The 18,351-nt window shown below is 61.3% G+C and carries 15 protein-coding genes (1 of these 15 cut by a window edge); all 15 read right to left on the bottom strand.

The window, feature by feature from the left end:
• Window position 1: 1 nt before the first annotated feature.
• Window positions 2–1,789: an adenine deaminase gene (locus tag ACK9YZ_RS16810; RefSeq protein WP_416064574.1), complete on the bottom strand. Its 1,788-nt coding sequence runs from the start codon at window positions 1,787–1,789 to the stop codon at window positions 2–4.
• Window positions 1,786–2,706: a nucleoside hydrolase gene (locus tag ACK9YZ_RS16805; protein ID WP_416064573.1), complete on the bottom strand. Its 921-nt coding sequence runs from the start codon at window positions 2,704–2,706 to the stop codon at window positions 1,786–1,788. The genes ACK9YZ_RS16810 and ACK9YZ_RS16805 overlap by 4 nt, the downstream gene beginning before the upstream one ends.
• A gap of 4 nt (window positions 2,707–2,710) precedes the next feature.
• Window positions 2,711–3,736: an ABC transporter ATP-binding protein gene (locus tag ACK9YZ_RS16800; protein ID WP_416064572.1), complete on the bottom strand. Its 1,026-nt coding sequence runs from the start codon at window positions 3,734–3,736 to the stop codon at window positions 2,711–2,713.
• The gene (locus ACK9YZ_RS16795) at window positions 3,729–4,508 is read right to left on the bottom strand and encodes an ABC transporter permease (RefSeq protein ID WP_416064571.1); all 780 of its coding nucleotides are present in this window, start codon (window positions 4,506–4,508) and stop codon (window positions 3,729–3,731) included. The genes ACK9YZ_RS16800 and ACK9YZ_RS16795 overlap by 8 nt, the downstream gene beginning before the upstream one ends.
• Entirely contained in the window at window positions 4,505–5,332 is an 828-nt protein-coding gene (locus ACK9YZ_RS16790) for an ABC transporter permease (RefSeq protein ID WP_216755756.1), read from the bottom strand. Before ACK9YZ_RS16790 ends, ACK9YZ_RS16795 begins: the two co-directional genes overlap by 4 nt.
• A gap of 64 nt (window positions 5,333–5,396) precedes the next feature.
• A complete protein-coding gene (locus tag ACK9YZ_RS16785; protein WP_216755755.1) occupies window positions 5,397–6,419 on the bottom strand; it encodes an ABC transporter substrate-binding protein in 1,023 nt (340 codons plus the stop codon).
• Between the two features lies 1 nt (window position 6,420).
• Entirely contained in the window at window positions 6,421–7,464 is a 1,044-nt protein-coding gene (locus ACK9YZ_RS16780; RefSeq protein WP_416064570.1) for a LacI family DNA-binding transcriptional regulator, read from the bottom strand.
• Window positions 7,465–7,631: 167 nt separating this feature from the next.
• Window positions 7,632–9,065, bottom strand: a complete 1,434-nt coding sequence (locus ACK9YZ_RS16775) for an efflux transporter outer membrane subunit (RefSeq protein WP_416064569.1) — start codon at window positions 9,063–9,065, stop codon at window positions 7,632–7,634.
• A 154-nt stretch (window positions 9,066–9,219) separates the two neighbouring features.
• Complete coding sequence (locus ACK9YZ_RS16770) at window positions 9,220–12,330, bottom strand: efflux RND transporter permease subunit (protein ID WP_416064568.1); 3,111 nt, start codon at window positions 12,328–12,330, stop codon at window positions 9,220–9,222.
• Window positions 12,331–12,380: 50 nt separating this feature from the next.
• Complete coding sequence (locus ACK9YZ_RS16765) at window positions 12,381–13,598, bottom strand: efflux RND transporter periplasmic adaptor subunit (protein ID WP_416064567.1); 1,218 nt, start codon at window positions 13,596–13,598, stop codon at window positions 12,381–12,383.
• A 151-nt stretch (window positions 13,599–13,749) separates the two neighbouring features.
• Window positions 13,750–14,352, bottom strand: coding sequence for a TetR family transcriptional regulator (locus ACK9YZ_RS16760; RefSeq protein ID WP_416064566.1), 603 nt, complete (start codon window positions 14,350–14,352; stop codon window positions 13,750–13,752).
• Between the two features lie 95 nt (window positions 14,353–14,447).
• Entirely contained in the window at window positions 14,448–15,392 is a 945-nt protein-coding gene (locus tag ACK9YZ_RS16755) for a phosphoribosylaminoimidazolesuccinocarboxamide synthase (RefSeq protein ID WP_416064565.1), read from the bottom strand.
• Window positions 15,393–15,470: 78 nt separating this feature from the next.
• Entirely contained in the window at window positions 15,471–17,213 is a 1,743-nt protein-coding gene (locus tag ACK9YZ_RS16750) for an SLC13 family permease (protein WP_416064564.1), read from the bottom strand.
• Window positions 17,214–17,321: 108 nt separating this feature from the next.
• A complete protein-coding gene (locus tag ACK9YZ_RS16745) occupies window positions 17,322–18,005 on the bottom strand; it encodes a phosphoribosyltransferase (protein ID WP_416066759.1) in 684 nt (227 codons plus the stop codon).
• Window positions 18,006–18,016: 11 nt separating this feature from the next.
• Window positions 18,017–18,351: the end of a pseudouridine synthase gene (locus tag ACK9YZ_RS16740; RefSeq protein WP_416064563.1), read on the bottom strand. 472 nt of this gene lie beyond the right edge of the window; only the last 335 of its 807 coding nucleotides appear in the window; the start codon falls outside the window, past its right edge — the gene reads right to left on this strand; it ends in the stop codon at window positions 18,017–18,019.

Genomic DNA, 18,351 nt, shown 5'->3' with positions numbered 1-18,351 from the left:
CTCAGAAGGTCTCCAACATCGGGCTTTCCAGCACCTTGCCCGTGATGACATCGGCAATGCCGCGGTCGGTCTGGTGCGGGCCGATATTGCAGGCAAGCGTCGCGCCGAAGCAGGCCTTGAAGACCAGATAGGGCGGCTTCCAGTCGACGATCTTCTCCATGGCCTTGCGGATGGCAGCGAAGCCGTTGGCGGTTTCCTGCAGGGAGGCATCGGTTACGAGGCCGGAGAGCGGCAGGGGCAAGAGGACTTCGACGCAGCCGTCCTTTGCCACGGCCATGCCGCCGCCGACTTCGATGACGGCGTTTGCTGCCAGCGCCATGTCTCGTGCATTTCCGCCGAAGACTGTGAGGTTGTGGCTGTCATGCGAGACGGTGGTGCAGAAGGCGCCGTGCCACTCACCCCAGCCGGTCAGGAAGCCGACACGCGGCTTGCCATCTGCCAGTCCGTGGCGATGTGCGACCGCGAGCATGGCGCTGCCGGCCGGCGGCACGACGAAACCTTCGCGAATATCTGCCTCGGCTTCGCCCCACCGGGTAAAGCGCGGGCGGTCGATCGTTGCGAGGCGTACCTTGCTTCCGTTCGCGGGGATGCGGAAATCATCGTCAGCAAACGGTGCGAGCTTGACCGACTGCATCAGCGGACCGGCATCGAGTGGCTGGATCGGATCCCTCACTGCGCCATCTTCGGCAACCAGGCGGCCATTGGCGATGACGGCGCGGGCTTTGAATTCGCTGATATCCTCGAACAGCACGAGATCGGCTCGGCGGCCAGGAGCGATCAGGCCAAGATCGGAGCGCTTCAGCCGCTGGGCGGCGTTGAGGGTCGCCGCACGCAGCGCCCATTCCGGGCGCATGCCGTAACGCACGAGGCGGCGCGCCACATCGTCGAGGCCGCCATTCTGGTAGAGCTCATCGGGGAAGACGTCGTCAGTGCACAGTGTGACGGTTGGCGGAAGGTGGCCGATGCCATCAAGCGCATCGACGAATTCCTTCAGCAGATGATCATGAGAGCCACGCAGCTCGATCGTCATCCCGGCTGCGAGCTTCTGCAGGAGGTCAGCGCCCGAGGTAAGTTCGTGATCGGAGGTGACACCAGCGGCCATGAAGGCATTGAGGTCGGCCCCCTCCAGCCCGCGGGCATGGCCGCAGACGAGCTTGCCGGAGGTCAGGCCGGCATTGACGATTGCGGTCATGCGCGGATCGTTGTCGATGACGCCGCGCATGTTCATCACCTCGGCGACACCGCCGATCGCTGGAGAGCGCAGCAGCTCGGTGATGAGGTCGGCATCGAAATCCGCGCCGGCCAGTTCAAGCCCAGGGGCAGAGGGAACGCAGGAGGGAGCAAGCAGGATCATGCGCAGCGGCAGATTGCGCGAAGCTTCGATCGCCCAGCGCACGCCGTCGAGACCATGGACATTGGCGAACTCGTGCGGGTCCCAGACGATCGTCGTGACGCCGCGCGGCAACACGGCTTCAGCATATTCGGCCGGCGTGACCATCGAGCTTTCGATATGCATATGCGTATCGATAAGGCCGGGAGAAATGATGCTGCCGGTCGCGTCGATTACATCAGCGGCATCGGTGCGGCTTGCCGGCGCGTGCACGCTCGCAATCAAAGCACCGACGAGGCCGATATCGGCCTCGCGGATCAGGCCGGTGACGGCATCGAGAACGCGGCCGCCGGCAATAAGCGTATCGAAGGGGCTGTCACCGCGAGCGGCAGCCACCGCGCGGGCGCGTAAGGCCGGTTCGTTGAGGTCGGCAGGTTCATGGCGCGAGTTGGCGGTCATTTGCGGGCCTCGTTGACCAGGGCGGCGAGAATGATGACACGCGCCATGTCGGCGTCGATGTCGGCAGCGAACTGCGCATTGAACGTTGCATGGGTGGCACGGGTTTCAACGACTGTACGCCCACGCGTGTGCTGTCCCTGTAATTCCACATCGATGCGGGCAGGGCGGAAGCTCACCACCTGCGGAGCGACGAAGGCGACGGCAGCCGAAGGGTCGTAGATCGCCATGGCGGGGCGACCGCGGCTGGTGCCGATTCTGATATAGCCAGCGAACATGTCGGCGATCAGTTCGGCATTTGCGCCGCCGGCAGCGCGCACTGGATCGTCATCCTCAGGCTTGGCAAGCACCTTGCGGCAGAGATCGAGATCGACCATGCGTAGCGGCAGCTTGTGGCCGATGACGATCGCCAGCGCTTCCGGATCGGCGAGCGAATTGAATTCTGAAGAGGCCGTGTGGTTGCCCGAGGTGACGCCGCCGCCCATCCAGACGAGTTCGGTGATGCGGGTTGCTAGATCGGGCCGGGCGAGCGCCAGCGCGGCGATATTCGTCAGCGGACCAAGCGCCAGGATGCGATGCGGGCCTTCCAGCTCCAGCCAGCGGCAGAGGGCGAGGAAGGCATCGCTGTCTGCCAGGATCGGGGCCGGCGGCAGGTGTTTTCCCGTTGTCGGAATACCGCTTTCGCCGAGGATCGCCTGCGCCGTCTCAAGTTTGCCGAGCACGGGCATATCCCGGCCGGTGTGAATGGGAAATTTCCAGCCGAAGGCCTTTGCCGCACCCGCTGCATTGGTGCGTACCTGCGGCAGCGGCGCATTGCCGAAAACCAACGAGACGCCATCGATGTCGTGCTCGGCGTTCATCACCACCATGATGGCGGCGATGTCGTCGAAACCCATGTCTGTGTCGATCCAAACGCCCATGATCTCACCCGAACCGCTTGAGGCTTGCGGCGGCTGCAACCGGCAGGTCGAAGGCGATCGTGCTGCCGAGTTCGTGCTGCGGCAGGGCAGCGTCGACTTCCGCCTTGATCGGGCCAAGCGCGCTGTCCAGCAGGTATTCGCGGCTGTTGCCGGCAAAAGACGTGCCGCGCACACTGCCCTGGAACGGGCCAGAACCAAGGACAACCGCGCGGGGTCGCCATGCCAGGCCCGCCGCATCTTCAGGGGCAGGTGTGGAAAGCGCAACTGAGCCGTTGGGCATCGCAAGCTTTCTGTCCTTCAGCGCAAAGACATTCTCGAAGCCGACGAAATCAGCGACGAAGGAGGAAACCGGCCTGTTATAGATGTCCTCAGGTGTGCCGATCTGCTCGATACCGCCGTTCAGCATGACGATGATGCGATCGGCAAGGGCAAGGGCTTCCGCCTGGTCGTGGGTGACGAAGATCATCGTCACGCCTGTTTCCTTCTGGACGCGTTGCAACTCGGCGCGCATTTCCAGACGCAGTCGGGCGTCGAGATTGGAGAGTGGCTCGTCGAGCAGCAGCACCTTCGGTTCCATGACCATGGAGCGGGCAAGTGCTACGCGTTGCTGCTGGCCGCCGGAGAGCTCGCCGGGCTTGCGGCCGGCGAATTTCGTGAGGCCGACGGATTTGATGCCGGCATTGACCTTGTTGTCGAGATCCTGGCCGCGCAGCCCTTTCAGGCGAAGGCCGAAGGCGACGTTCTCATAGACACTCAGATGCGGGAAAAGCGCATAGGACTGGAAGACAAGGCCGACGGCGCGTTTGTTGGCGGAGACGCGGGTGATATCGGCGCCATCAAGGTTGATGCGGCCAGAGGCGGGATTGAGCAGGCCGGCAATCGCGCGCATGGTTGTCGTCTTGCCGCAGCCGGAGGGGCCGAGGAGTGCCACCAGTTCGCCTTTGGCAATCGACAGGTCGAGGTCCTTAACCGCAACCATATCGCCATAGGCGAGCGTCAGCTTGTCGAGTTGAAGGTATGCGTCAGACATAGCGAGAGAATCCCAGCAAGCGTTCGGCGAGAAAGACGATGCCGATCGAAAGGAAGGCGAGCAGCGCCGAGAGCGCGGCAATGGACGGATCGTAGGTGGTTTCCATGTAACCCAGCATGTCGATCGGCAGCGTGCGCACGCCCGGACCGGAGAGAAAGAGCGACACCGGCACCTGATTGAAGCTGGTGACGAAGCCGAGAATGAAGGCGGCGAGAATGCCGCCGCGGATATTCGGCATGACGACCCGGAGGAAAGCGCCGAGCCGCGAGGAGCCGAGCAAGACGGCTGCTTCCTCGATATCGGAGCGCAGGTTCCCGAGGCTCGCGGACACCACGCGCACGGCATAGGGCAGTACCAGCGCGGTATGGGCAAAGAAGAGCGCCAGCGTGATATTGAAGCCGAAAGGAACCACCAGATAACGCAGCAGCGCCAGACCGACGATGATGCCGGGCACGATGATCGGCAGCGAGACGATGGTTCTCACCGTCTCGGAACCCGGAAGCCTGTAGCGCGATAGCGCATAGGCGGCGGGAACACCGAGGACGAGCGCCGCCAGTGTGCCGAAGACGGCAAGAAACATCGACATGGCGAAGCTGTCGCGGAAGCTGTCGATGGTGAAGACCTTGGCGACCCAGCGCAACGACAGGCCCTGCGGCGGGAAGGCCAGCGTATCTCCGGCCGAAAGCGAGGCGGCGATGATGATCAGGAAGGGGCCGATCAGGAAGACCAGCAATAAGAACAGCACGACAGGTGAGAGGAGGCGGATGCTCATCGACGGTTCCTCGCGGTTGCGAGCCGTTTGAGCAAGATATTGGCGGCGAAGCTCATGACGATCAAGATGAAGGCGATGACGCTCGCCGAAACGAAATTGTTGGCGACAGACACCTGCTGGTACAACAGCGTTTCCAGCATCAGCACCTTGGAGCCGCCAAGGATGGCAGGCGTGATATAGGCGGTCAGTGAGCCGGTGAAGACCAACGTGCCGCCGACGACGAGACCTTCCTTCGTCAGTGGCAGGATGACCTTCCAGAAGACCTGAAACCAGTTGGCGCCGAGGACGCGTGCGGCGGGAATGGCATCCTTCGGTATGTTCTCGAGCGCACTGATGAGCGACAGTATCATCAGTGGCAGGAAGAGCTGCAGCAGACCGATGAAGACGGCGGTCTCGGTAAAGAGCAGGCGCAGAGGTTCCGCGCTCAAGCCGAGACCTGTAATGGCTTCATTGACGATGCCGGTGCGGCCAAGGATAACGATCCAGGCGTAGGTACGGGCAACCGGCGAAATCATCAGCGGCAGGGTGACGAGGCCGATCATGCGGCCCTTGCCGTTCGGCGGCAGATTGACGATCGCAAAGGCGGCGGCGTAGCCGATGATGGCTGAAACCGCCGTGACCTCGAGGCCAAGCCGGAAAGTGCGGAAGAAGACGGTGCGGTTCAGCGTTTCGGAGAAGAAATCCGTATAGGCAGCAAGTGTCCACGCGCCGCCGCTACGAAAACCTTCGGAGAGCAGGATCGCGACAGGCAGCAGAAAGACCACGGCTGCAAAGATCGCTGCCGGCAGGGCAAGTGCCAGTGCTTCGGCGCGGTTCTGGAACATGTAACGCCTTTCGAGCGGAGGAAGGGTCGTCCCGGCCGGCGCCGGGACCGTTATCGGCAGCGGCTTACTGGCCGACCTTTTCGTTCCATTCCTTCAGCCAGCCATTGCGATTGTCGAGAGCGGCTGCGGCGGGGATGAGCTTCAGGCTCTTGGCGGTGTCTTCGCCATAGGTGATGTTGTTGGCGACCTCGTCGGAGACCTTCACTTCCTTGTTCGCCGGGCTGTCGATCAGTTTTTCGGCGAGCTTGGTCTGGACTTCGGTCGACAGCCAGAAATCCATGAACTGCAGTGCGAGATCCTGGTTCTTCGATCCCTTGGTCATGACCAGCACGTTCATGCCGCCGGTCTGACCCTCCTTCGGCGTTGCCCAGGCGACGGGAACATTGAGCTTGGTGAAGCCTGCCCAGGAGAAGCGGCCGATCGGAGCGGCCCAGATTTCTTCCTGCTGCATGAGCTGTACGAGCTGGGAAGACTTTTCGTAGAAGGTGACGATCTCGCCCTTCTTTTCGCCGAGTGCCTCGATCGGCGCCGTGAGGTCGGGCGCGTCCTTGCCGAGTGCAAGGCCCAGCATATAGAGCGCCGGCGGACCTTGATTGGTCGTGACGTTCGGGAAGGCAACGTGGCCAACATATTCCGGCTTCAAGAGATCGGCCCAGGACTCGATCTTCATCTTGTCGGAACGATAGGCTATCGAGGTGGCGTAGAAGGTGTAGCCGACACTCATGCCGTCGGTGTTCGGATCCTTGGCGATATCATAGAGCTTGGAGAAATTTTCGAGCTTGGAAGTATCGACCTTGTCGATCAGGCCGGCGCGGGCGGCGGCAAGGCCGTCAGCCATGGAGACGGCGGCAAGATCGACCACCGGATTGGCTTTGTTGGCTTCCATCTTGGCGATGCGCTCGACGCTGTTGCCGGTTTCGACAACGAGTTTGCAGCCGCATTTGGCTTCGAAGGGGTCGTAGACGATCGACTTGTAGTCATCCTGCGCGAAGGCATAGACGGAAATGGTCAGCGTCCGATCCTGTGCCGCGGCGCCAAGGGGAAAAAGCGCGGCCAGGGCTGCCGATGCAATGAGGGTTTTCTTCATTCTACATGTTCTCCATCTCTGAGGTTTTTGGTGCCGGGTTCGCGAGCCCGGATGACTGGCGGATGATGAGTTGCATGGGCACGCGTTCGGTCTCCGCCGTGACCAGCACGCCCTCCCGAGTGCCGCTTTCGTTTATTCTGTCGACCAGCGCGGAGATGGCGATTTCGGCGATAGTGTCCATGTCCATCCTCACCGTCGTCAGCGACGGCGTGACGACAGGCGACCAGATGAGATCATCGAAGCCGGTGACACTGACATCGGTCGGAACGCTGATGCCATCCTGCTGCAGTTCGGTCAGCGCCCGCAGGGCCTGCAGGTCGGAAAGGGCCGCAAAGGCGGTGAAGCCCTGACGCGTCTTTTCCGCAAGGCCCAACCGGCAGCCGGCGCCCATCTCGTGCTCCAGGCGTTCGATCCACAGCATTTCGGAACGCATGCCGGGCTGCAGGCCGGCCCTGATGCCGCCGGCTCGGTCATTCTGGACATTGGATTCCTGATTGTTGCCGATGATCAGGATCTGCTTGTGGCCGAGGCCGGCGAGATGGGCGGCGATCTCCCTGCCGCCCTGCCAATGGTCGGCGGCGACCGTATTGCCGGGCGTGGAGGCAGTATCGATGACTGCGACCGGGCAGCTTGCGGCGGAAATGCGGGTGGCGCGGCGAGGCACGACAACCATGCCGTCGACACCACGTTCCACCAGCCGGTTGATTGCCTCGGTCTGCGCCATGATGTCGCCGCGGGAGTCTGCGATCAGTACCCCATAACCGGCGGCGGAGGCAGCAAATTCGATGGCCTGCGCAATCTTCGGGAAGAGCGGATTGGCGATATCAGGCAGGACGAGGCCCAGCACGCCGCTGCGGCCCGTGCGCAGCGCCCGTCCGGCCTGGCTCGGCACATAGCCGAGTTCGGCAGCATGCGTACGAATTCTCTCGATCAGGGCATTGGAAACTCGGCCCTTGCCGGAGAGCGCATTCGAGACCGTAGCAACGGAGACGCCGAGCGACGTCGCTATCCTGCTGAGATTGGGACCCGGGCGTTGTGAAGCCATGATTTCGAGGCGCTGCGCTTAATCGTTTAAGCAATTGCATAGCGTAGCGGTTAGGGCTTGTCGAATCCAAATTTACTCAGTGGGCGGATTATCTGTCCTGGCGGTATCAGCGCAAACAAAAAGCCCCGCGGAAACCGCGGGGCCTGAACAAGCAATGGGCGACGATTTCACATGCCCTTGGCAACTTTGGCCGGTGCCGGAGCGGTGGTCTTGCCGCCCGGAGCGAAGCCCCCGCCGACTGCGATGTTGAGTGCAGCATAGTCCTTGGCCATCTGCTGAACAGCAGCAGCAAGGCTTGCCTGAGCAAGCGAAACCTGGCGCTGGGCGTCGAGAACGTCGAGCAGCGAGGAAGCGCCGTCCTTATAGGACGCCGTCGAAAGTTCGAGAGTTTCCTGCGTCGTCCTGACCTGGGCGCGGAGCGCATCGACCGTCTGGGCATCGCGGCGGACGGACGACAGGGCGTCCTCGACCTGCTGGACAGCCGTCAGGACGGTCTGTTTCCAGGCGAGATAGGATGCGGCTGCGTCGGACTTGGAAACTTCGACGTTGGCGCGCAAGCGGCCGCCGTCGAGGATCGGCAGATTTAGGGTCGGGCCGAAGGACCATGCCGACAGCCCGCCGTGCAAGCCGCGCTGGTTGATGTAGCTCGGCGAGATCGAACCGGACAGCGAGATCGACGGATAGAGTTGAGCCTCTGCGACACCGATCTGGGCGGTGGCGGCCGCAAGGTTACGCTCAGCCTGGCGAATATCCGGACGGTTGCGGATCAGATCGGCCGGAATGCCGGAATTGATGCCGCCGCGGAAAGTGGGTTGGCCGGAGCCACGCAGCAGTTCATCAACCATCGAACCGGCCGGCTGGCCGAGGAGGGTGGCGATATGATGGGCCGAAACGCGGATGTTGGTTTCGAGGCCGGGGATCTCTGCGAGCGTAGACTGAACAAGACCTTCAGCCTGTACGACGTCGAGGCGGGACGCCGCGCCTGCCTCAAGCTGGAACTTGGTGAGGTCGTAGGTTTCCTGACGGGACTTCAGGTTGGCCTTCGAAAGCGCCAGGCGCTGCTGGAAGAAGCGTAGATCGATATAGGTTGAGACAAGGTCCTGGATGAAGGACAGCTTGGCGACATCGGCGGCTGCATAAGCGGAGTCAAGCGAAGCGAGGGCGCTTTCCTTGTTGCGCTTGTAGAGGCCGAACAGATCGAGCAGCCAGGACAGGGAAAGCTGTCCGGCGCTGGTGTTGCGGGTGTCGAACTGAGTGCGCAGTTCGCCGCTCTGGCCACTGATGGTGTGGGACGCACCGACATCGAGGGCAGGCAAGGCGCCGGCGCCGGCGATGGTCACGTTGGCAGAAGCGGAATTGATGCGCTCAATGGCCTGCTGAACCGTCAGGTTCTGGCTAAGGCCGGTCTGGACGAGGCTGTCGAGCTTGCGATCGTTATAGGCGGTCCACCAGGCCGTGGTAGCGACATCGCCGATGTTCGTTTTGCCACCTTCGCTGAATTTTCCAGGAAGCGACATTTCAGGAGGTACGTGGTCAGGGCCTAAGACGCAGCCCGAAAGCAATAATAATAGCGCCGGTGTGGCATAACGAAGGGGTACCATGCATTTCATCCTGTAACTCGAGCAAGTCAATTCTTGTCCGAAGCGTCATGCTTCACTATCGGCTAACGCGCCTCGTTCTCTACGCCAAACATCATGCCGAAGCAGTCCGGGCGCAATGTAGCAATCTGAAAAGCTTTCTCACAGTGCATTTATATCACACTCCCGCCTCATTTTTTTGCCGTGTGGCGAAGATGCGGCGGATGACGACGAAGAAGCTCGGCACGAAGAAAATGCCCAGCATCGTCGCAGAAAGCATGCCCCCGAGGACGCCGATGCCGATCGCGTTCTGGGCAGCGGAACCCGCGCCCGTTGCGATCGCCAGCGGCACGACGCCGAGGATAAATGCCAGAGAGGTCATGATGATGGGACGCAGGCGCAGCCTTGCAGCCTCCAGCGTCGCCTCGAAGAGGCCCAGTCCTGTTTCCATCCGGTCTTTGGCGAATTCCACGATCAGGATCGCGTTCTTCGCCGCAAGGCCGATGGTCGTGAGCAAGCCCACCTTGAAATAGACGTCGTTCGCCTGCCCGAAGAGCGTTGCCGCGGTAAGCGCTCCGAGCACGCCGACCGGCACTGCCATAATGACCGAGAACGGGATCGACCAGCTTTCGTAGAGCGCGGCCAGGCACAGGAAGACGACGAGGACCGAGATCGCGTAGAGCATCGGCGCCTGCGAGCCCGAGAGGCGTTCCTGATAGGAGATACCCTGCCAGGCAACCGTATAGCCGCCGCCGAGCTGTTCAGTCAGGGCTTCCATCTCGTTCATCGCTTCACCTGAGGAGACGCCTGGTGCCGCGCCACCATCCAGCGGAATGGCGCTGACCGCGTTGAAGCGGGCAAGAGACGGCGCGCCGTCAACCCATTGGGTGGTGGTGAAGGCGGAGAAAGGCACCATCTCGCCGGCGTTGTTGCGGGCATACCAGTGGTTCAGATCGGTCGGCTGCATGCGGAAGGGGCCGTCGCCCTGCACGTAGACCGGCTTGATCTCGCCATTCAGCGTAAAATCGTTGACGTCGCGGCCGGTGAAGATGATCGACAGCATGGAATTGACCGAGGCAAGATCGACACCCATGGCGCCGATCTTCTCCTGATCGATCAGGATCTTCATTTGCGGCTCGACTTCCTTGTTGTTCGAGCGAAGTGCCACGACCTTGCCGGTGGCGCCAGCCATCTGGATCAACCGCTTAGAAGCGGCGGTCAGGGCTTGATTGCCGTGGCCGCCGGTATCCACCAGATACATTGAGAAGCCGCTCGATACGCCGAGACCCTGGATCGCGGGCGGCAGCAGCGCAAAGACCTGAGCCTCGCGGATCGCAAAGAAGCTCTTGAGCGCCCGGCTGACCACCGACTGCGCGCTGAGGCTTGGATCAGTGCGCAGCGAGAAGTCCTTAAGCTTGGTGAAGACGATGGCACTGTTCTGACCCGAACCGTTGAATCCGAAGCCGAGCGCGCCGAAGACGGATTCCACCGCATCCTTCTCGTTTTCACGGTAGTATTTTTCGACCTTTTCAACGACGGCTTGGGTCTGCTGCGTGGTGGACCCAGGCGGCGTGGTGACGATGGTCAGGAGCACGCCTTGGTCTTCCTGCGGCAGGAACGAGCTCGGCAGGCGGGTGAAGAGATACGCGCAGCCGATGCCGACCAGCAGGAAAACCAGCATGACACGGACCGGCCGCTTCAACAGGTAGCCGATGGTGCGGACATAGCCGTTAGTCGAGCGGGTGAAGTTGCGGTTGAACCAGTCGCCGATGCGATGTTTCTTGTGCTCGTTGACCGGCTTCAACATCGTGGCGCAGAGCGCCGGCGTCAGCACGATAGCGACGAGGGCCGAAAGCAACATGGCCGACACGATCGTGATGGAGAACTGGCGATAGATGATACCGGTCGAGCCGCCGAAGAAAGCCATGGGGATGAAGACGGCGGTCAGTACGAGAGCGATGCCGACGATGGCGCCGGTGATTTCGCCCATCGACTTCTCGGTCGCCTCCAGCGGCGAGAGCTTTTCCTCTGACATGATGCGTTCGACGTTTTCGACGACGACGATGGCATCGTCGACGAGAAGGCCGATCGCCAGCACCATGGCGAACATGGTCAGCGTATTGATTGAGTACCCTGTTATCGCGAGGATGCCGAACGTGCCCAGAAGTACGACGGGAACGGCGATGGTCGGGATCAGTGTTGCACGCAGGTTCTGCAGGAAGATGAGCAGAACCACGAAGACGAGCACGATCGCCTCGATCAGCGTATGCACGACCTTTTCGATCGACAGCTCGACGAAGGGGGTCGTGTCGTAGGGATAGGTGATCTCGACGCCCTCCGGCAGGCCGCGGCCGATCGTTTCGAGAGCGGTGCGGACACGGGCGGCGGTATCGATGGCGTTCGCGCCGATTGCGAGGTTGATGGCGAAACCAGACGATGGCAGGCCGTTGTAGCGAGAGCTGCCGCCATAGCTTTCCTGGCCGATCTCGACGCGAGCGACGTCGCTGAGCCGTACCGTCGAACCGTCTTTTTCGACTTTCAGGATGATGTGCTCGAAATCGGCGACCGTGGTGAGCTGGCTCTGGGCGGTGATGGTGACGTTGATCTGCTGGCCCGGGACGGCCGGCTGGGCGCCGAGCGAGCCGACGGAGACCTGGGTGTTCTGTGCCTGGATGGCCGAGGTCACGTCGCCGGGGGTGAGTTGGTATTTCTGCAGCTTGAACGGATCCAGCCAGACGCGCATGGCGTAGCCGGAGCCGAACACATTGATGCTGCCCACGCCTTCCAGACGCTGGATCTGGTCTTCGATCGAGGTCGACATGATGTTGCCGAGGTCGACGGAAGTGCGCTTGCCGTCTGTCGAGATCAGCGAGCCGACGAGAAGAATGCTCGAGGTGGAACGCGTGACGCTGATACCGGCATCGATGACGTCGCCCGGAAGCTGCGACTGGACGAGCTGCAGCTTGTTCTGCACCTGCACCTGCGCGATGTCAGGATTGATGCTCGTTCCGAAAGTCAGCGAGATGCTGGCCGAGCCCGTCGATGAGGTCGAGGTCATGTAGGTCAGGTCATCGAGACCGGTCATGCCGTCTTCGATGAGGGTGGTCACTGACTTTTCGACCGTTTCGGCGCTTGCACCGCGATAGCTGGCGTTGATGCGGACCGTGGTCGGCGCAATGTCGGGATATTGGGAGATCGACAGCGTGAAGATGCCGAGCAGACCGGCGAGCATGATGGTGATCGCAATGACCCAGGCGAAGATCGGTCGTCGGATGAAAAACTTGGCCATCAGTTATTCCTGTGCGGCTGGGACGGTGACGAAACGGAAGCGCCTGCGCATCACTTTGCTGCGGGCTTCGGTTCGCCTCCGGCCACGGGCTGATCGGCAGGGACAACCACGCCGTTATCATTGATCTTCATCGGAACCGGCTTCACCGGCATGCCTGATACAATCGACTGGAGGCCGCTGACGATCAGCTGATCGCCGTCCTTCACGCCCTCGGTTACGAGCCAGGAATTGTTGGAGGGCGTAGCATTCTGGAAGACGCGGGTCTCGACCTTGCCCTCGGCGGAGATGAACTGTGCGGTCAGGCGGCCGTTGGCATCGCGGGTCGTCGAAAGCTGCGGCAGGGAATATCCTGTCTCGGCACCGAGCTCGACCGTCGCGCGCACATACATGCCCGGCAGGACGACATGGTCCGGATTCGGGAAGACAACGCGGATAATGAAGGTACCGGTCGTTTCGCTGACGACCTGCTTCGACATGTCGAGCTTGCCCTTCTGATTATATTCGCGGCCGTCTTCGAGGATCAGGCGGAAGGCAACATTGTTGTCCTCGCCCTTGACCTCCCCGGCAGCGATCGCATCGCGCAGCTTCAAAAGGTTGGTGCTCGATTCCGTCAGCGAAATATAGATCGGATCAAGCTGGCGGATGGTGGTCAGCGCGGTCGACTGGTTGGCGGCAACGAGGTTGCCGACATTATAGGCGGTCTGGTCGATAATGCCGTCGAAGGGCGCAACGATCTTCGTGTGGTCAAGGTCGATCTGCGCCGATGTCAGCGCGGCCTTGGCCGCTTCGACTTCGGCATTTGCCTGGGCCAGCGCTGTGCGGGCGGTTTCGAACTCGATCTGCGTCGCGCCGCTGCCGACAAGCCGCTGGTAGCGGTCGAAATTGCTCTGGGCGCTCGGCACGCTTGCCTGAGCCTTGGAGATGGCCGCCTGGGCCTGCTCGACAGCGGCGCGATAGGCCGCATCGTCGATCTGATAGAGCAGGTCGCCCTTCTTGACTTCACCGCCCTCCCTAAAGGCGATCTCGCGGATGATACCGCTCACCTGCGGGCGGATATCGGCCACCTGGAAGGCTTCGGCGCGGCCGGGCAGGATCGTGGTGATCGGATAGGTGTCCTTCTTCAGCGTGACCACACCGACCGGGGCGGCCTGCTGGGCGGCACCGCCAGCGCCTGCATTGCCGGCGGGCTTGCTGCCGCTGTCGTTGCAGGCGGCGAGGCCCAAAGCGAGCAAGAGGGCCGAGGAGACGATGAGGGCGCGCCTGGTCATGCTGAATTTCCTGTGCGGTTGGCAGTAGCGGTTCAATCGCCGGCCCTAGGAGGCGCCGCTCTATATAGGAGTGATGATTGATCCGGAAACAGGTGCCGTTATCCGATATTAAGAAAAGCTTTATGAAGTGACGTAATTCAGCAATCGTCACTTAGCAAGGGTTATTTTGCAGTGCGGCATCCACGAAACACACGATTGTTTCCGCACGATGGACAAGCGTGTTTTTGTCGTCCTTGGCAATGAGAATGGGATGCAGAACACAGGCGAGAACGTCTGCAACGGTGCGGGCTGCCGCGTCCGTATTGTCGCAATGGTAATTGCCTTCAGCCACACCTTCACGGATGATCTCGCCGAGTTTCTGCTCTATTCGCTCGCGATAGCGATGGCCAGCGTCGAGCTTGGCATCGATCGTAGAGATCACCATTTCGAAGATGTAGGGGTTCTGCTGGATGTCCTGCAGATGGCTGTCGAGCAGGCGCAGGACGAAGCTCAGCAACTGCTCCTTCGGCGGCAGGCTCGTGTCGACTGCGGCGAAGCGCTCTGTTGCATTGCCGAGATGGCGCTCGGCAATCGCATCGACGAGGACCGCCTTGGAGTGGAAATGCTTGAAGACGTTGGCCGGTGACATGTGTAGCGAGGCGGCGATATCGGCGATGGAAACCGCCACAAATCCGTGCTGGCGAAACAGCGTCTCCGCCATCGAGAGGATATCCTCCCGGGTCTCTTCGGCCTTGCGTCTGGGCCTGCGTGCCATTTGTCCCCCGCCGGGCTTGGCCCGACACCCCTTTTTTCAATGCTAGCGCGTTTGGCCGAAAGGCTGCAAGCCGACTCCCAGCCTAGTCACGCGGTTCAGGGGAAATAGGGCGCGAGATTTGTGCGGACACGCGCGGCGGGCGTTTCGCCGCGGTCGTCGGGTACGAAGTGTTCACCGGTGATCCACTCATAGGCTTTGATATAGACGGCCGAGGTTTGCTCGATCAACGCGACCGGAATTTCCGGAATCGCATCCTTGTAGGGATCGCAGCGTTCGACTACCCAGGCGCGGACAAAGTCCTTGTCGAAGCTTTCCGGGCGATTGCCCGCTGCGAAAGCAGCGGGATAGGTTTCTGCTACCCAGTAGCGGCTGCTGTCGGGCGTATGGATCTCGTCGGCGAGAATGATGTTGCCGTTCTCGTCCGTGCCGAATTCATATTTGGTGTCGACGAGGATCAGGCCGCGTTTTGCCGCTATTTCCTGGCCGCGAGCGAAAAGCGCCAGCGCATACTTGGAAAGCGTTTCCCACTGTTCTCCAGTCAATAGCCCGCGGCTGACGATTTCAGCCGGCGTCAGCGGTTCGTCGTGACCGCCGTCAAATTCCTTGCTGGTCGGCGTGATGACCGGTTCTGGAAGAATCTGGTTGTCGCGCATGCCGTCGGGCAGGCGCATGCCGTACATTTCGCGCTCGCCCTTCTTATAGAGTGTGAGGATCGACGTGCCGGTCGTGCCGGCGAGATAGCCGCGCACGACGATCTCGACGGGAAGAATATCGAGCCGCTTGCCAATGACGACATTCGGATCGGGATAGTCGAGAACGTGGTTGGGGCAGATGTCCTTCGTCGCTTCGAACCAGTAGCGGGCTGTCTGCGTCAACACCTGTCCCTTGTAGGGGATGCAGGTCAGAATGCGGTCGAAGGCGCTCAGCCGATCAGTGCTAATGATGATGCGCCGCCCATCCGCAAGATCGTAATTCTCGCGCACCTTGCCACGGTAGTAGTTCGGCAGTTCCGGGAAATGGGCTTCGGAGAGAATACGCACGGCGCTTGGCTGTCCTTCTATCGTCTGAGACTGTCTCTGCTCTAGTTTCATTGCCGGGGAAGTCAAGCAAAGGCTCATTCAAAGCCAGAAGAGGGCAATGAGGATGAGCGTGAGTATATAGCCGGCGAGCGTTAGCGGCCAGCCGGCGCGCAGGAAATCGCCGAAGCGATAGCTGCCGATGCTCATCGACAGCGTATTGTTGTGATGGCCAAAGGGAGTCAGGAAATCCTGCGATGCGCCAGCCGCCACCGCAATCAGATAGGCCTGCGGCGCATGCTGACCGACGCGTGCGAACTCCAGCGCTATCGGAGCCAGAACGATCGCAACCGTCGCATTGTTGACGAAGGGTGTCAGTGCCATGGCGAGAAACAGAACCAGCGCGATGCCCCACAAGGGATGGCCGATCGGGAAGGCAAGGCCCAGCCATACCGCAATGGTCTCGGCCGTGCCCGTTGTCACCACCGCCTGACCGATCGGGATCATCGCTCCGAGCATGATAATGATCGGCCAGTTGAGATCCGCCATCGCATGGCGAATATTGAGATAACCGACCAGGGCGAGTGCCAGCACCACGAAGGCAAGGGCGATATCGGGGCGAAGACCGAAGGCGGAGGCACCGACGCCGCAGGCAAAGATCGCGAAGGGTCGCCACGAGGCCGACGATGTCGGGAAGGGCACTGCGGAGGCAAGCGGCAGGCATTCGCACTCCTCGAGCGCCTCCGCGATTGCCGCTTTCGGGCCTTCCAGCACCAGGATATCGCCGATCGAAAGCTGCAGATCGGCAAAACGTCCTTCAATACGGGGAGAGCGCATCGACAGTGCCGAGACAGTGACCCCGCGATTGCGGAAGACCTCCAGCGATGCGATACGCGAGCCGACGACGGTGCTTTCCGGCATGACGACGGCTTCGATGCTGGCGAAATCCGGCTGCAGCCCGTGCGGATGGGCTTCCGGCACCAGCGCCTGGCAGGCGGCCAGATTCGCGAAGATCAAATCCGCACCTTGGGCCAGGAGAACGTCGCCCGGCTGGATGACTGACTGTTCGAGTGGGCCGAAGACGAAGGCCCTGTCGCGGACGAGGGCATGCGGCTGAATGCCGAAACGTTCCGGACATTGAGCAAGTGTTGCGCCGACGAGTGGCGAATGTTCGGGAATGCTGCGCTCGACGACGATGCGACGGGCGGGGGGATGAGGCGCTGCCGCGGGTTCGTCCGGCTCGGAAAACAATCGCTGTGCGATCAGCGTAATCAGCAGAATGCCCAGAATGGCGACTGGCAGGCCGACATAGGCAAAATCGAAGAAGCGGAAACCTTTGCCCGTGGCTTTTTCAAGCGCATCACTGACGAGAAGATTGGCAGGCGTGCCGATCAGCGAAACGAGACCGCCGAGAAGAGCGGCGAAGGAGACCGGCATCACGAGCTGCCGACGCGGAATGCCCATGACGGCGCTCAGTCGCAGCACCAGCGGCAGGGTAATCGCGAAAGCGCCGATATTGTTCATGAAGATCGAGACGAAACCGCTGAAGGCGGAGACACCAGATATCACCTGAAAATGCGAAAGGCGCGATACGACGAAGCGCTCGGCGAGGCTATCAAAGAGTTTGGTTCGCGCCAGGACCTGGACGACCAGCAGGATTTCCACGACGGTGATGACAACGGGGCTTGCGAAGCCGGCAAAAATGCCGTCGGCGGGGTAAAGACCGAGCACATAGCCCGCAAGCAATCCGCCGATCGCGATAACTTCGATGCGCAAGCGATCGAGGGAGAACAGAAAGAGCATCGCCACCAGCAGGATCAGCAGGGCTGCTTGCTCAGGCGTCATCGGCGGTTCCTGTATTCGATCACACGCGGAATGTAGCTCTTCGTCCGATGCTGTATAGTCCGTTCAGATGAAAGAATGAATGGTACTCATGCGCGGTCCTGCCGCTGGTCAGGCCGGTTTACACCATTTTCCTTCGGCTGTCCGCTCGAGGATAGGCGTTGCGAAAACGCCTTTCGTGCGCGTCTGCCATTGAGGTCCCGCGCTGTCGAGTTTCGCGCGCCAACGGTCTGATTGCAGCATGGCCGCACCGACGACGACGGGTTCTATGCCGCAGCCTGCCAGCAGACCGAGCCCGGCGACAATAGAGGTTCCGCTCGATATAACGTCGTCGATCAGCGCGACACGGCGGCCTTCCAGAAGAGGCAGCATGCGCGGATCGACGTACAGGCGCTTCTCTTGCTCCGGTGTGGTGATCGATGAGAGGGCGACCGACAGTTCTTCGCGATACCAGAATTTGCGGGAGGTACCGAGCGGCACATAACGGTGATGGCCGAGCTTCTGGGCCACTGCCGCCGCAAGTGTGAGACCGAGTGTCGGCAGGCCGGCGATCACGTCGATGCCGAAGGGCTCTATCTTTGCTGCGAGGTTTTCAGCGAGCGCATCCAGCACCGCGAAGCTCGCCTGATTGATGATCAGCGAGGCCAACGCATGCTCGCCGTCAGCGAGCACGCGGATCGGCAACCGCAATTGCCTGCCATCTTCCAGCTCCGCTACGAAGAAGGATGTGAAGTCGCCACCTGTTTCGAGACTGCCGGGTGGATGGATTTGCTGCCAGAAATCATGCGGCATCATTTCGTTCATTCTCAATCCCGTATTTTCTTGCTGGCACCGATCTTCCGGCGAAGATCCTTCAGTTCGGCCTCGTTGAGCGCCCTGACCGATCCCCTTGGCAGGTCGCCGAGCTCCAGGCCGCCGATCGCCACGCGTACGAGCCGCAGGCAGGCGATATCGAGTGCTTCCAGCATCCGGCGGATCTGCCGGTTGCGGCCTTCCTGCAGCTCCACTTCGATCCAGGAGTTACGGTCGCCCTCGCGCAGCTTTCGCGCAGATGTGGCGCGCAGCAATTCACCGTCGTGCCGAAGGCCTGATGTCATGGCCGATAGCATGCTGTCGTCGGCGATCCGGTCGATCTGCACGT

It is taken from the genome of Rhizobium sp. ZK1 (assembly GCF_047782645.1).
Lineage (GTDB): Bacteria > Pseudomonadota > Alphaproteobacteria > Rhizobiales > Rhizobiaceae > Rhizobium.
The sequence above is the reverse complement of the archived record's forward strand: the minus strand, read 5'-3'. Positions and strand labels throughout refer to the sequence as shown.